Annotated in this window: 11 protein-coding genes; 10 read left to right on the forward strand and 1 reads right to left on the reverse strand. The window is 71.6% G+C overall.

Annotated elements, in window-relative coordinates; translation table 11 throughout:
- The first annotated feature begins 24 nt into the window (after nt 1–24).
- Nucleotides 25–456, forward strand: a complete 432-nt coding sequence (locus ACGFYQ_RS24945; RefSeq protein ID WP_393747407.1) for a Rieske (2Fe-2S) protein — start codon at nt 25–27, stop codon at nt 454–456.
- A gap of 88 nt (nt 457–544) precedes the next feature.
- Here the strand turns inward: ACGFYQ_RS24945 and ACGFYQ_RS24950 are convergent, their stop codons facing one another.
- Nucleotides 545–1,486, reverse strand: coding sequence for a hypothetical protein (locus tag ACGFYQ_RS24950; protein WP_393747409.1), 942 nt, complete (start codon nt 1,484–1,486; stop codon nt 545–547).
- A 229-nt stretch (nt 1,487–1,715) separates the two neighbouring features.
- Between ACGFYQ_RS24950 and ACGFYQ_RS24955 the strand changes: the two genes are divergently transcribed.
- The 9 genes from ACGFYQ_RS24955 (at nt 1,716) to ACGFYQ_RS24995 (ending at nt 14,193) form a co-directional block, all read left to right on the forward strand.
- Nucleotides 1,716–2,321 carry a papain-like cysteine protease family protein gene (locus ACGFYQ_RS24955; protein WP_393747411.1) on the forward strand — a complete coding sequence of 202 codons (606 nt, stop codon included), beginning with the start codon at nt 1,716–1,718 and terminating at the stop codon, nt 2,319–2,321.
- A 5-nt stretch (nt 2,322–2,326) separates the two neighbouring features.
- Nucleotides 2,327–3,100, forward strand: a complete 774-nt coding sequence (locus tag ACGFYQ_RS24960) for a hypothetical protein (protein ID WP_393747641.1) — start codon at nt 2,327–2,329, stop codon at nt 3,098–3,100.
- 403 nt (nt 3,101–3,503) lie between these two features.
- Nucleotides 3,504–5,504: an excinuclease ABC subunit UvrC gene (uvrC, locus tag ACGFYQ_RS24965; RefSeq protein WP_393747413.1), complete on the forward strand. Its 2,001-nt coding sequence runs from the start codon at nt 3,504–3,506 to the stop codon at nt 5,502–5,504.
- Nucleotides 5,505–5,537: 33 nt separating this feature from the next.
- Complete coding sequence (gene rapZ / locus ACGFYQ_RS24970; protein WP_030720410.1) at nt 5,538–6,485, forward strand: RNase adapter RapZ; 948 nt, start codon at nt 5,538–5,540, stop codon at nt 6,483–6,485.
- On the forward strand, nt 6,482–7,537 hold the full coding sequence (yvcK, locus tag ACGFYQ_RS24975; protein WP_393747416.1) for a uridine diphosphate-N-acetylglucosamine-binding protein YvcK: 1,056 nt from the start codon (nt 6,482–6,484) through the stop codon (nt 7,535–7,537). Before rapZ ends, yvcK begins: the two co-directional genes overlap by 4 nt.
- The gene (gene whiA / locus ACGFYQ_RS24980; RefSeq protein ID WP_030009075.1) at nt 7,528–8,523 is read left to right on the forward strand and encodes a DNA-binding protein WhiA; all 996 of its coding nucleotides are present in this window, start codon (nt 7,528–7,530) and stop codon (nt 8,521–8,523) included. The genes yvcK and whiA overlap by 10 nt, the downstream gene beginning before the upstream one ends.
- A gap of 141 nt (nt 8,524–8,664) precedes the next feature.
- Nucleotides 8,665–11,628, forward strand: a complete 2,964-nt coding sequence (locus tag ACGFYQ_RS24985; RefSeq protein WP_393747418.1) for a M14 family zinc carboxypeptidase — start codon at nt 8,665–8,667, stop codon at nt 11,626–11,628.
- Between the two features lie 208 nt (nt 11,629–11,836).
- Nucleotides 11,837–12,844: a type I glyceraldehyde-3-phosphate dehydrogenase gene (gene gap / locus ACGFYQ_RS24990; protein ID WP_393747420.1), complete on the forward strand. Its 1,008-nt coding sequence runs from the start codon at nt 11,837–11,839 to the stop codon at nt 12,842–12,844.
- A gap of 137 nt (nt 12,845–12,981) precedes the next feature.
- Nucleotides 12,982–14,193 carry a phosphoglycerate kinase gene (locus tag ACGFYQ_RS24995; RefSeq protein WP_393747422.1) on the forward strand — a complete coding sequence of 404 codons (1,212 nt, stop codon included), beginning with the start codon at nt 12,982–12,984 and terminating at the stop codon, nt 14,191–14,193.
- The last annotated feature ends 5 nt before the right edge of the window (nt 14,194–14,198 follow it).

Here is a 14,198-nt window from a genome sequence, read left to right on the forward strand (position 1 = left end):
CGCCCGCTCGCCCAGGAGACTTCCATGTCCGCGTCACCGTCCCCCGCCCGCCGTACCGTGCTCAGGGGCGCCGCCGCGCTCGCGGGAGCGGCCGGCGCCGGCGCGGCTCTCGCGGCCTGCTCCACCGGGACCAACAGCGGCGGGAACACTCCCGCGACCCCCACCGCCCCGGTGGAACTGGGGGCCGCGGCCGAGGTCCCGGTCGGCGGGGCGAAGCTGTACCGGGAGCGGAAGCTGATCGTCAGCTGTCCGGCGGAGGGCCAGTACAAGGCGTTCAGCGCCCAGTGCACGCACGCCGGCTGCGTACTGGACAAGATCGTCGAGGGCGAGGGCAACTGCCCCTGCCACGGCAGCCGCTTCGACGTGGCGACCGGCAAGGTGCTGCGCGGCCCGGCCACCGACCCGCTGCCCGCGGTCCCCGTCAAGGCGGAGAACGGCAAGCTCGTCGCGGGCTGACCCGGGAGCTGAGGAACGGTCGGCGGGTCGGCCGGTCGGCAAGCCGGTCAGCCGGTCAGCCGGTCGGTCCCGGTCGGTCCCGGTCGGTTCAGTCCCAGTCCCAGTCGATCCCGAGGATCCCGCGCCGTACCGCCTGCTCCACCAGGTGCACCGCCCGGTGGCGACCGCTCGGCGTGAGGTCCGCGAGGCCGGTGCGCGGGGCCTCGGGCCCCGTGCGCGCGAAGCGGCTGCAGCGCACCGGCAGGGCGGACTCGTCGAAGCGGACCTGGAGCATGTACTGCCCGCCCGCGTAGCTGAAGCCGCGCACGTACTCACCGCTGCGGGCGCCGGTGCCGTCCTCGATGCCGTAGCCGAAGACGTACGTGTCCCCGCGCCGCAGCCGGGCGTCGAAGAGCAGCTCCGCGACCACCACCCCGGCCTCCGGGTGGCACCGCACCCGGCCCGTGCGGCAGTTCTCGTACGCCGTCACGCGCATCCGGGACACGTCGCAGCCCGGATCGCCGTGGTGGACGGCGAGGTAGCGGTCGACCCCGTCCCGGTGCGCCCGGACGATCTGCTGCGACTCGCGGGCCAGCATCTCGCCCGCCGGTCCGATGCGGACCCGCTCGTGGTGGGTGAGCGTGTGCAGTCCGCCGTCCGACGGGAGCTCCATCCCGTCCAGCAGCCGCTCCACCGTCCCGCCGACGCTGAACAGGGCCCGGTACGAGCGGGCGGCCGGGCGGGCGGTTCCGGGGCCGGGTTCCGGGGTGAGGAGCAGCCGGACGAGGGCGCCGTCGGGCAGCTCCAGGATCTCCTCCAGGGCGGTCACGGCCCGCAGGGACTCGGCGTGCCGCGGCCGCCGGGCGCCCTGCTGCCAGTAACTGAGGCTGGTGACACCGACCTTGATGCCCCGCGCCGCGAGCCGGTGCTGCACCCGGTGGAGGGGCAGCCCGCGCGCGGCGAGGGCGGCGCGCAGGGCGAGGTGGAAGGGACCGCCGCGCAGCAATTGGCTGAGTTCCGCCGAGTCCGCCGTGTTCCCGGTCGGCCGCATGGCGCCTCCTCTGTGAACATTCACGCGCGCAGCGGCGGGGGATCGCGCCGACGGCTTCGGCGGACCAGGTGAAACGACAGTCACCGTTCACACCGCAGCCCCACCGTTCACACTGCAATGTCACCGCGTATTGAAGCGTGTTGACCTGATCTCGACAACACCCTGATGCTCCTCCACAGCGTCCGGACGCGCTCCTCCACCCCCACATCCCCGCCTCGGGAGGAACGCGATGCGCAACAGAAACCGGCGGCTACCCCTCGCCGCCTTCATCTCCGCCCTGCTTCTCGCCCTGACCCTCGGCGGCGGCACCGCCACCGCCGCCGATGCCGCCGCCGACACCGACAGCGCCGCCCTCGCGTACAAGCGCCTGAACATCACCATGCAGGCGCAGCAGAAGACCAACTGGTGCTGGGCCGCGAGCGGCAACACCATCGCCACCTGGTTCGGCCGCACCTACAGCCAGAACCAGTTCTGCAACGCCGCCTTCAACCGCCAGCAGGGCTACGACTGCCCCAACAACCAGGCCACCCTCGGCAACGTCCAGACCGGCCTGCGCTGGGCGGGCATCAACTCCGGCTCGTACGTGAACGGCTGGCTCCAGTACTCCACCGTCCAGACCGAGATCAACAACAACCGGCCCATCGAGACCCGCATCCAGTGGTCCAACGGCGGCGGCCACATGCACGTGATCTACGGCTACGACACCGCCAACAGCTGGGTCTACTGGGGCGACCCGTGGCCCTCCAGCGACCGCTACAACTGGGCCTCGCACGCCTGGTACGTGGACAACAGCACCTTCTCCTGGACCCACTCCCTCTACCGGATCGGGGCGTGACCGCCATGACCCTGCGCGCCACCGCCGCCGCCGCGGTCCTCGCGGCCACCGCCCTCCTCGGCCTCGCCCCGCAGGCCGTCGCCGCCCCCGTGCCGCAGCCCCAGGCCGCCACGGCCGAGAACCGGGCCGCCGCCGCGCAGGCGGCCGCCGCTCCCGACACCCTGGCCACGCTCTCCCGCTTCTTCGCCCGGGAGGGCAAGGTCTCGGCGACCGCCGCGCAGCCCAGGATCGAGGGGGAGGCGATACCGGTGAGCCACCTCTCCCCGGAGTTCGTCGCGGGCAAGGCGGGGGCGCCGGTCGCCCGCCTGGAGTTCCTCGCCAGCAAGGCGGTCTCCTCCGACGGGCAGCAGGCCGCCCTGTGGACCGCGCGGACGGAGGCCGGCTGGCAGGTCGTGAACATCGCCACCGGCGACGACGAATTCCGCTACGCGCAGCTGGGCGCCGCGAAGCTGCCCGGCGGGACGGTGTTCCGCGAGCCGCAGATCGACGCCTGGTACGTGGCCGGGGGCAGCCGGGTGCTGCCGCTGGACGAGGACGCGGTGCGGGCCGTGGGCGCCGGGGGTACCACGCTGAACGCCTACCGGACCCGGGTCGCGGCGGCGTACGGGGACAAGCTTCCCGGCTCCGCCTATGCCGAAGGGGGCATGGCGGGTGGTTACGCGGAGCCCGGCACGCAGGACTCCGGGGCTCCGGTGGCCCTGCTGGCCGGCGGCGGGGCGCTTGCGCTGAGCGGGGCCGGGGTGCTGGTCCTGCGCCGACGCCGGCCCGCCGTCGCCTAGCCGATCGCCCGCAGGGTCCGGTTCCCGCCCGGGGCCGGGCCCTGCGGGGCATTCCCCTCCCCGCCCCTTCTCCCCCAGCTACCGCTGGGAGGGGCCCCCAGAAACCGGGGCTCCGCCCCGGACCCCTACGGCGCTCCGCGCCCGCGCCTCAAACACCGGCGGGGCTGAAATTCAGCCCCGCCGGCGTTTGCGGCGCGGGGGTCCCCCCGGACGGAGTCTGGGGGAGGGTCCGGGGCGGAGCCCCGGGAAACGGAGAAAGGGCGGGGCGGGGGCCGGCCCCGCGCAGCGGAACGACCGCGGCGGGCGGCCGGGACCTACCCTGGAACGGCGTCGCGCGGGCCGGGCCGCGGCCGCGGCGGAGGCGTACGGCCGGTTGTCAGCCCGCGCAAGTAGGGTGGTTGGCATGGCCGACCCTTCCAGCTACCGCCCCAAGCCGGGACAGATCCCCGACTCCCCGGGGGTGTACAGATTCCGCGACGAGCACCGCCGGGTGATCTACGTCGGGAAGGCCAAGAGCCTGCGCCAGCGCCTGGCCAGTTACTTCCAGGACCTCGCCGGGCTGCACCCCCGTACCGCCACCATGGTGACCACCGCCGCCTCCGTCGAGTGGACCGTCGTCTCCACCGAGGTCGAGGCGCTCCAGCTGGAGTACTCCTGGATCAAGGAGTACGACCCCCGGTTCAACGTCAAGTACCGCGACGACAAGAGCTACCCCTCCCTCGCGGTCACCCTGGGCGAGGAGTACCCGCGGGTCCAGGTCATGCGCGGGCCCAAGAAGAAGGGCGTGCGCTACTTCGGTCCGTACGGGCACGCCTGGGCCATCCGCGAGACCGTCGACCTCATGCTGCGGGTGTTTCCGGTACGGACCTGCTCCGCGGGCGTCTTCAAGCGCTCCGCGCAGATCGGCCGGCCCTGCCTGCTCGGCTACATCGGCAAGTGCTCCGCGCCCTGCGTCGGCCGGGTCACCCCCGAGGAGCACCGCGAACTGGCCGAGGACTTCTGCGACTTCATGGCGGGACGGACCGGGACGTACCTCTCCCGCCTGGAGAAGGAGATGCACGAGGCGGCCGAGGAGATGGAGTACGAGAAGGCCGCCCGGCTGCGCGACGACATAGGGGCGCTGCGCCGCGCCATGGAGAAGAACGCGGTCGTCCTCGCCGACGCCACCGACGCCGACCTCGTCGCGGTCGCCGAGGACGAGCTCGAAGCCGCCGTGCAGATCTTCCACGTACGCGGCGGCCGGGTCCGCGGCCAGCGCGGCTGGGTCACCGACAAGGTCGAGGCCGTCGACACCGCCGGACTCGTCGAGCACGCGCTCCAGCAGCTGTACGGAGAGGAGAAGGGCGAGGCCGTCCCCAAGGAGGTGCTCGTCCCGGCGCTCCCCGAGGACACGCCCGCACTGAGCCAGTGGCTCGCCGAGCGGCGCGGGTCGCAGGTCAGCCTGCGCATCCCGCAGCGCGGCGACAAGAAGGCCCTCATGGAGACCGTCCACCGCAACGCGCAGCAGTCCCTCGCCCTGCACAAGACCAAGCGCGCCAGCGACCTGACCACCCGCTCCCGGGCCCTGGAGGAGATCGCCGAGGCCCTGGAGCTGGACAGCGCGCCGCTGCGCATCGAGTGCTTCGACATCTCGCACCTCCAGGGCGACGACGTCGTCGCCTCCATGGTCGTCTTCGAGGACGGGCTGGCGAGGAAGGGCGAGTACCGGCGCTTCCAGATCAAATCCTTCGAGGGGCAGGACGACGTCCGCTCCATGCACGAGGTGGTCTCCCGCCGCTTCCGCCGCTACCTCCAGGAGAAGCTGAGGACCGGGGAGTGGGAACCGGAGGACGGCGATGGCGAGTCGCCCGAGGACGACGGGCGGCCCAGGCGCTTCGCGTACCCGCCGCAGCTCGTCGTGGTCGACGGCGGGCAGCCGCAGGTCGCCGCCGCCAAGCGGGCCCTGGAGGAGCTCGGGGTCGACGACGTGGCCGTGTGCGGCCTGGCCAAGCGGCTGGAGGAGGTCTGGCTGCCCGGCGAGGACGACCCGGTGGTGCTGCCCCGCACGAGCGAGGGCCTCTACCTGCTCCAGCGGGTCCGTGACGAAGCCCACCGGTTCGCCATCCAGTACCAGCGCAACAAGCGCGGCAAGCGGCTCAAGGCCGGCCCGCTCGACGAGGTGCCCGGGCTGGGCGAGACGCGCAAGCAGGCCCTGGTCAAGCACTTCGGTTCGGTGAAGAAGCTGAGACAGGCGACAATCGACCAGATCTGCGAGGTCCCGGGCATAGGCCGGAAGACGGCCGAGACCGTGGCCGCGGCCCTCGCCGAGGCGGTTCCCGCTGGTCCTGCCGTCAACACGGCCACAGGAGAGATCATTGAGGATGAGAACCCCGCCCCCGCGGGTGGGGGCACCTCCCAGCGGTAGCTGGGGGCCATCGTCCGAACGGGGGACCGAGCAATGACCGAGCACGAGACCACGCACGACCGAGACGGAGCACAGGTGAGTACGGGCACGACAGTGGAGCCCGGCGAGACCGCCGAGGCGGCCATCCCCGAGCTGGTGATCATCTCCGGGATGTCCGGGGCCGGCCGCAGTACGGCGGCCAAGTGTCTGGAGGACCTCGGCTGGTTCGTCGTCGACAACCTCCCGCCGGCGCTGATCCCCACCATGGTGGAGCTCGGCGCCCGCTCCCAGGGCAACGTGGCGCGCATCGCCGTCGTCGTCGACGTCCGCGGCCGCCAGTTCTTCGACGCCCTGCGCGAGTCCCTCGCCGACCTCGACAGCAAGGGCGTCACCCGCCGCATCGTCTTCCTGGAGTCCTCCGACGACGCGCTGGTCCGCCGCTTCGAATCGGTCCGCCGCCCGCACCCCCTCCAGGGCGACGGGCGCATCACCGACGGCATCGCCGCCGAGCGCGACCTGCTGCGCGAGCTGCGCGGCGACGCCGACCTGGTGATCGACACCTCCAGCCTGAACGTGCACGAGCTGCGCGCCAAGATGGACGCCCAGTTCGCCGGGGACGAGGAGCCCGAGCTGCGGGCCACCGTCATGTCCTTCGGCTACAAGTACGGCCTCCCCGTCGACGCCGACCTCGTCGTCGACTGCCGCTTCATCCCCAACCCGCACTGGGTGCCGGAGCTGCGCCCCTTCACGGGGCTCAACGAGGAGGTGTCGGGGTACGTCTTCAGCCAGCCCGGCGCCAAGGAGTTCCTCGACCGCTACACCGAGCTGCTCCAGCTCATCGCCACCGGCTACCGCCGCGAGGGCAAGCGGTACGTGACCATCGCGGTCGGGTGCACGGGCGGCAAGCACCGCAGCGTGGCCATGTCCGAGAAGCTCGCCGCCCGCCTCGCCTCCGAGGGAGTCGAGACCGTCGTAGTCCACCGGGACATGGGGCGCGAGTGACCGCACGGACCCCGCGGCTGAGCCGCCTGCGCCGCCTCGCCCCCTCCCGGGACGAGGACGGCGCACGCCGCTCCGGCCGTCGGCGCGGCACCGCGCCCAAGGTGGTCGCGCTGGGCGGCGGCCAGGGCCTGTCGGCCTCCCTCACCGCCCTGCGCCGGATCACCGGTGACCTCACCGCCGTGGTCACCGTCGCCGACGACGGCGGCTCCAGCGGCCGGCTCCGCGAGGAGCTCGGCGTGCTGCCGCCCGGCGACCTGCGCAAGGCGCTGGCCGCGCTGTGCGGGGACGACGACTGGGGCCAGACCTGGGCCCGCGTCATCCAGCACCGCTTCCAGTCCGAGGGCGACCTGCACGGACACGCCGTCGGCAACCTGCTGATCGTCGCCCTGTGGGAACAGCTCGGCGACCCCGTCCAGGCCCTCGACCTCGTCGGCAGGCTGCTCGGCGCGCAAGGCCGGGTCCTGCCGATGTCGGCCGTGCCGCTGGAGCTCCAGGCCCTGGTCAGGGGCCACGACCCGGCGCGCCCCGAGGAGGTCGACACCGTCCGCGGGCAGGCCACGGTGGCCCTCACCCCGGGCGAGGTGCTCTCCGTACAGGTCGTGCCCGGCGACCCGCCGGCCGTACCGGAGGCCGTCGCGGCGGTCCTGGACGCCGACTGGGTGGTGCTCGGCCCGGGGTCCTGGTTCTCCTCCGTGATCCCCCACCTCCTGGTGCCCGAACTGCTCGACGCGCTGGTCGAGACGAAGGCCCGCCGGGTCCTCTCGCTGAACCTCGCGCCGCAGCCCGGCGAAACAGAGGGCTTCTCTCCGCAGCGTCATTTGGAGGTTTTGGCCCGACACGCCCCTAAACTCGCCCTGGACGTGGTGCTGGCCGACGAGGCCGCCGTGCCCGACCGCGAGTCCCTCGCCGATGCCGCAAAACGGTTCGGCGCCGCGGTCGAGCTGGCGCCGGTGGCCAGGCAAGACGGCTCTCCGAAGCATGATCCGGAGCTGCTCGCCGCCGCGTACGACCGTATTTTTCGGATGCATGGAAGGATCGGCCCATGGCGATGACGCCCGCGGTGAAGGATGAGATCTCCCGCCTCCCCGTCACCCGGACCTGCTGCAGGAAGGCGGAGGTCTCGGCGATTCTTCGGTTCGCGGGCGGGCTGCACCTGGTGAGCGGCCGCATCGTCATCGAAGCGGAGCTGGACACCGGGATCGCGGCCAGACGGCTGCGCAAGGACATCCTGGAGATCTTCGGCCACTCGTCGGACCTGGTGGTCATGGCCCCCGGCGGACTGCGCCGCGGCAGCCGCTACGTGGTCCGGGTCGTGGCCGGCGGCGACCAGCTGGCGCGCCAGACGGGCCTCGTGGACGGCCGCGGACGCCCCATCCGGGGTCTGCCGCCCCAGGTCGTCTCCGGGGCCACCTGTGACGCCGAGGCGGCCTGGCGCGGCGCCTTCCTGGCCCACGGCTCGCTCACCGAGCCGGGCCGGTCCTCCTCCCTGGAGGTCACCTGCCCCGGTCCGGAGGCCGCCCTGGCCCTGGTGGGCGCCGCCCGCAGGCTCTCCATCGCCGCCAAGGCGCGCGAGGTGCGCGGAGTCGACCGGGTCGTGGTCCGCGACGGCGACGCGATCGGCGCGCTGCTGACCCGGCTCGGCGCCCACGAATCGGTGCTGGCCTGGGAGGAGCGGCGGATGCGGCGCGAGGTGCGCGCCACCGCCAACCGCCTCGCCAACTTCGACGACGCCAACCTGCGCCGCTCGGCGCGGGCCGCGGTGGCCGCCGGCGCCCGCGTCCAGCGCGCGCTGGAGATCCTCGGCGAGGAGGTCCCCGAGCACCTCGCCGCGGCCGGCCGGCTGCGCATGGAGCACAAGCAGGCCTCCCTGGAGGAACTCGGCGCGCTCGCCGACCCGCCGCTGACCAAGGACGCCGTCGCGGGCCGGATCCGCCGCCTGCTGGCGATGGCCGACAAGCGGGCCCAGGACCTCGGCATCCCGGGCACGGAGTCCAACCTCGACCTCAGCGAGGAGATGGCCGACAACATGGCCGGCTGACGCTCCGCACATGTACGGCAAAGGGACTCGCGCGATCACTCGCGCGGGTCCCTTTCCCGTAGGCCCCATTGACATGAGCATGGGCCGGTCTTGAGGCTGGCGTCCGAACGCTTTCGTGGCTGACGACGCCCAGGGGGGCACATGAGGCACCGCGCGAGATCGATCCTCGCCGCAAGCGCACTCGTCTTCGGAACCACACTCGCCGTACTGCCCGGCGCGGCCCAGGCCGAACCGGGATCCGGTTCGGCCGCCGCGTCCGACGACGAAGTACGGGTCTACGACGCCCGCATCAGCCGGGAACAAGTCCCGCTCGTCCTCGCCGCCGGCCAGGACGCCCACGAGCTCACCGAGCGCGCCCCGGAGACCGGCACCGCCGAGGTGGAGCTCTTCCTCACCGGCGCCCAGGCCAGGGAGCTCGCCGCCCAGGGCGTCGAGCTCGCCGAGCACAAGGTCCCGGCCGAGGGCCTGGCCCGCGCCAAGGCCGCCGGGGACGGGGTGTTCCGCCCGTACAGCGGCAAGGGCGGCCTCCAGGAGGAGATCCTCCGCACCGCCCAGCAGAACCCGGCGCTCACCAAGGTCGTCTCCATCGGCAAGACCGTCCAGGGCAAGGACATCCTCGCCCTCAAGGTCAGCAAGAACGCCAAGAAGACCAAGGACGGCGACAAGCCGTCCGTGCTCTACATGTCCAACCAGCACGCCCGTGAGTGGATCACCCCCGAGATGACCCGGCGGCTGATGCACCACACCATCGACTCCTACGGCAAGGACCCGCGGATCACCAGCCTGGTGGACTCCACGGAACTGTGGTTCCTGCTCTCCGCCAACCCCGACGGGTACGACTTCACGCACGCGCCCGACGGCGAGCGGCTGTGGCGCAAGAACCTGCGCGACAACAACGGCGACGGCAAGACCACCACCGGCGACGGTGTCGACCTCAACCGGAACTTCGCCTTCAAGTGGGGCTACGACAACGAGGGTTCCTCGCCCAGGCAGGCGAGCGAGACCTACCGCGGCCCCCAGGCCTCCTCCGAGCCCGAGACCGTCGCCCTCGACGCCTTCGAGAAGCGCATCGGCTTCGAGTACGCCATCAACTACCACTCCGCCGCCGAGCTGCTGCTCTACGGCGTGGGCTGGCAGGTGGCCACCCCCACCCCCGACGACATCGCCTACAAGGCGCTCGCCGGCACCCCGGAGAACCCCGCCGTCCCCGGCTACTACCCGCAGGTCTCCTCCGAGCTCTACACCACCAACGGCGAGGCCGACGGCCACGCCTCCAACGTCAACGGCATCATGATGTTCACGCCGGAGATGACCACCTGCCAGACGGCGTCCGCGAGCGACCCGAACGACCGGTGGAAGCCCGAGGACTGCGCCTCCGGCTTCAACTTCCCGGACGACGAGAAGCTCATCCAGGCGGAGTTCGCCAAGAACATCTCCTTCGCCCTCTCGGTCGGCGAGAGCGCCGCGCACCCGGACCGGCCGGCGTCCTCCGTGGGCCTGAACGCCGCCGACTTCACCCTGGACCCCTTCACCACCTCCTACGTCGCCCGCGGCGAGGACCAGACGGTCGCCGTCACGGCCCGCAAGGCGCTGAAGGACAAGGAACTCCAGTACCGGATCAATGGGGGCCGCACGCACGACGAGGACCTCAAGGCCTGGAAGGGCGGCGACGTCTACGGCGGCGACGACAACAACTGGTTCGACGAGTACCGCGGCACGGTGGACGGCGCCAGGACCGGTGACAAGGTCGAGGTCTGGTTCACCGGCCGCGACCGCTCCGGCAAGAAGGTCTCCAGCGAGCACTTCACGTACACGGTGGCCGAGCGGCCGCGCGCGGACGTGCTGGTGATCGCGGAGGAGGGCGCCAAGGCCCAGCACGCCCAGACCTACGTCGACGCCCTGCGCGCCAACGGCAGGTCCGCCGCGGTCTGGGACGTCGCCACCCAGGGCACCCCGCACCACCTCGGCGTGCTCTCCCACTTCCGTACGGCCGTCCACTACACCGGCGCCAAGACCCCGGGCGGCGACACGCAGCTGGCGGTGCGCGACTTCCTGAACGAGGGCGGCAAGCTGATCGAGGCCGGTGAGCTGGCGGGCGGCAACGCCCAGGTCGGCCGCGCCGTGACCAACGACTTCAGCCAGTACTGGCTCGGCGCCTACGGCCGTACCACCACCCCCGGTGCCACCGGCTTCACCGGCGCCGGGTCCCTGAACGGCGCGAAGGGCGGCCTCGGCGACGCCGCGGGCAACCCGCTGAACGCCCCCGGCTCCTACACCGTGACGTCCGAGACCCTGGCTCCCGCGCAGTTCCCGCAGTTCAAGAGCGCGCAGGCGGGCCAGTTCACCGGGGTCGTGAACCCGTACGCCCCCTACGCCGGCACCTCGATGGCCTCGGCCCTCCACGAGGACGACGACTGGAAGCGGCTCGTGCGTACGATCGACCTCACCAAGGTCACCGCCGCCGAGAAGCCGCACCTCAAGCTGGCCCTGAGCTGGAACACCGAGCAGGCCTACGACCACGCCGTGCTGGAGGCGCACACGGCCGGCGCGGACGACTGGACCACCCTGCCGGACGCGGGCGGCCTGACCAGCGCGACCGTTCCCGAGGAGTGCGGGGCCGGGTTCTTCGTGAACGGCCACCCGTTCCTGCGCCACTACCTCACCCTGGACGGCGGCGGCTGCACCCCCAAGGGCACCAGCGGCGCGTGGAACAGCTTCACGGGCTCCTCCGGTGGCTGGAAGCAGGTCTCCTTCGACCTGAGCGCGTACGCGGGCAAGACAGTCGAGGTCTCGCTCTCGTCCATCACCGACGGCGGCTCCGGCGGTCGCGGCGTCTTCGCGGACGAGGCACGTCTGAACATCGGCGGCGCGGACCAGGCCGTTGAGGGGTTCGAGACCTCCCTCGGTGCCTGGACCGCCCAGGGCGCGCCTGTCGGAAGCCCCGAAGTTCCGGGCGACTGGTCCCGGACCGGGGAGCTGTTCAAGTCCTATGCCGCGGTCACTACGGGTGACACCGTGCTCCTCGGCTTCGGCCTGGAACACCTGCCGGCCCCGACGGACCGCGCGCTACTCGTCGGTAAGGCGCTGCGAGCGCTGAACCGCTGATCAGCGGCCCTCCCGGCACTCACCCTGAGTGACGGGGCACAAGGTCCCGAGGTCCCGTACCGGAGCTTCCGGCGCCGGGCCTCGGGGCGTGTCAGGCCCCGGCCGATGTCACTCCGAAGCTCACGGAGAGGTAGGGTCGTAAGCGGTCGGGGACATCCCATACAGCTCGCCGGCGCACTTACCGGCGCACCAACGAGGAGATCGGTTCGTGACGATCCGCGTAGGCATCAACGGTTTTGGCCGAATTGGCCGCAACTACTTCCGGGCGCTCCTTGAGCAGGGAGCGGACATCGAGATCGTCGGTGTCAACGACCTGACTGACAACGCCACTCTGGTGCACCTGCTCAAGTACGACACGATCCTGGGCCGCCTCAAGCACGAGGTCTCCCACACCGCCGACACCATCACGGTCGGCGGCAACACCTTCAAGACCTTCGCCGAGCGTGACCCCGCGAACCTCCCCTGGGGTGAGCTGGGCGCCGACATCGTCATCGAGTCGACCGGCATCTTCACGAAGAAGGCCGACGCCGCCAAGCACATCGCCGCCGGCGCGAAGAAGGTCCTCATCTCGGCTCCGGCCAAGGACGAGGACATCACGATCGTGATGGGCGTCAACCAGGAGAAGTACGACGCGGCCAACCACCACGTCATCTCCAACGCCTCCTGCACCACCAACTGCGTGGCGCCGATGGCCAAGGTCCTCGACGAGAACTTCGGCATCGTCAAGGGCATGATGACGACGGTCCACGCCTACACGAACGACCAGCGCATCCTGGACTTCCCGCACTCGGACCTGCGCCGCGCCCGCGCCGCCGCCGAGAACATCATCCCGACCTCGACCGGTGCCGCCAAGGCCACCGCGCTGGTCCTCCCGCAGCTCAAGGGCAAGCTGGACGGCATCGCCATGCGCGTCCCGGTCCCGACCGGCTCGGTCACGGACCTGGTCCTCGAGCTCTCCCGCGAGACCACCGTGGAAGAGATCAACGCCGCCTTCCAGAAGGCCGCGGAGGGTCAGCTGAAGGGCATCCTCGACTACACCGAGGACGCGATCGTCTCTTCCGACATCGTGAACTGGCCCGCGTCCTGCACCTTCGACTCCTCCCTGACGATGGTCCAGGACGGGACGCAGGTTAAGGTCGTCGGCTGGTACGACAACGAGTGGGGCTACTCCAACCGTCTCGTCGACCTCACGGTCTTCGTCGGTGGCCAGCTCTAGGTCGCCCGGTTCCAGGTAAGGCACCACGGTGTGAGCACAGGGTCCGGCAGCGCGACGAAGCGCCGCACGGGCCCTGTTGCTTGCCTCGTTCTCCCTTCCTCGCCCTTCGAGCGAAGGGCACAAAGGAGTAGAAACACATGAAGACGATCGACGAACTGCTCGCCGAAGGCGTCAAGGGCAAGCGGGTCTTCGTCCGCGCGGACCTCAACGTCCCGCTGGCCGAGGGCACCATCACCGACGACGGCCGCATCCGCGCCGTCCAGCCCACGATCGCGAAGCTCGCCGCCTCCGGCGCCCGCGTCATCGTGGCCTCGCACCTGGGCCGCCCCAAGGGCGCCCCGGACCCGGCCTTCTCGCTGGCCCCGGCCGCCGCGCGGCTCGGCGAACTGCTCGGGGCGGACGTCGCGTTCGCCACCGACACCGTCGGCGACTCCGCCAAGGAGACCGTCGCCGCCCTCACCGACGGCCAGGTCGCCGTCATCGAGAACCTGCGCTTCAACGCCGGTGAGACCGCGAAGGACGACGCCGAGCGCGGCGCCTTCGCGGACCGGCTCGCGGAGCTCGCCGACGTCTACGTCGGCGACGGCTTCGGCGCCGTCCACCGCAAGCACGCCTCGGTCTTCGACCTCCCCGCGCGCCTCCCGCACGCGGCCGGCTACCTCATCGCCACCGAGGTCGGCGTCCTGAAGAAGCTGACCGACGAGGTCAAGCGCCCCTACGTCGTCGTCCTCGGCGGCGCCAAGGTCTCCGACAAGCTCGCCGTCATCGACCAGCTGCTCGGCAAGGCCGACCGCATCCTCATCGGCGGCGGCATGGCGTACACCTTCCTCAAGGCCCTCGGTCACGAGGTCGGCATCTCCCTCCTCCAGGAGGACCAGATCCCGAAGGTCGAGGAGTACATGCAGCGCGCGAAGGCCACCGGCGTCGAGCTGGTGCTCCCGGTCGACGTCCTGGTCTCCAAGGACTTCCCGGACCTCAAGGGCAAGACCCCGGCGGACTTCACGACCGTCGACGTGGACGGCATCCCGTCCGACAAGGAGGGCCTGGACATCGGCCCCAAGACGCGCGAGCTCTACGCGTCCAAGATCGCCGATGCCGAGACCGTCTTCTGGAACGGCCCGGTCGGCGTCTTCGAGCACCCGGACTACGCGGGCGGCACCACCGCCATCGCGCAGGCCCTGGTCGACAGCAACGCCTTCACCGTCGTCGGCGGCGGCGACTCGGCCGCGGCCGTGCGTACGCTCGGCTTCGACGAGAAGGCTTTCGGCCACATTTCCACCGGTGGCGGCGCTTCCCTCGAATACCTCGAGGGCAAGACGCTCCCCGGCCTCGCCGCCCTGGAGGGCTGACCCGT

Origin of the sequence: Streptomyces sp. NPDC048258 (assembly GCF_043201995.1) — a bacterium.
Lineage (GTDB): Bacteria > Actinomycetota > Actinomycetes > Streptomycetales > Streptomycetaceae > Streptomyces.

What these genes read in the sequence shown, in the direction of transcription:
- ACGFYQ_RS24955 (WP_393747411.1), top strand. Translation starts at nt 1,716, where the DNA reads ATGCGCAACAGAAACCGGCGGCTACCCCTCGCCGCCTTCATCTCCGCC.
- ACGFYQ_RS24950 (WP_393747409.1), bottom strand. Translation starts at nt 1,486, where the DNA reads ATGCGGCCGACCGGGAACACGGCGGACTCGGCGGAACTCAGCCAATTG.
- whiA (WP_030009075.1), top strand. Translation starts at nt 7,528, where the DNA reads ATGGCGATGACGCCCGCGGTGAAGGATGAGATCTCCCGCCTCCCCGTC.
- ACGFYQ_RS24995 (WP_393747422.1), top strand. Translation starts at nt 12,982, where the DNA reads ATGAAGACGATCGACGAACTGCTCGCCGAAGGCGTCAAGGGCAAGCGG.
- rapZ (WP_030720410.1), top strand. Translation starts at nt 5,538, where the DNA reads ATGACCGAGCACGAGACCACGCACGACCGAGACGGAGCACAGGTGAGT.
- ACGFYQ_RS24985 (WP_393747418.1), top strand. Translation starts at nt 8,665, where the DNA reads ATGAGGCACCGCGCGAGATCGATCCTCGCCGCAAGCGCACTCGTCTTC.
- ACGFYQ_RS24945 (WP_393747407.1), top strand. Translation starts at nt 25, where the DNA reads ATGTCCGCGTCACCGTCCCCCGCCCGCCGTACCGTGCTCAGGGGCGCC.
- ACGFYQ_RS24960 (WP_393747641.1), top strand. Translation starts at nt 2,327, where the DNA reads ATGACCCTGCGCGCCACCGCCGCCGCCGCGGTCCTCGCGGCCACCGCC.
- uvrC (WP_393747413.1), top strand. Translation starts at nt 3,504, where the DNA reads ATGGCCGACCCTTCCAGCTACCGCCCCAAGCCGGGACAGATCCCCGAC.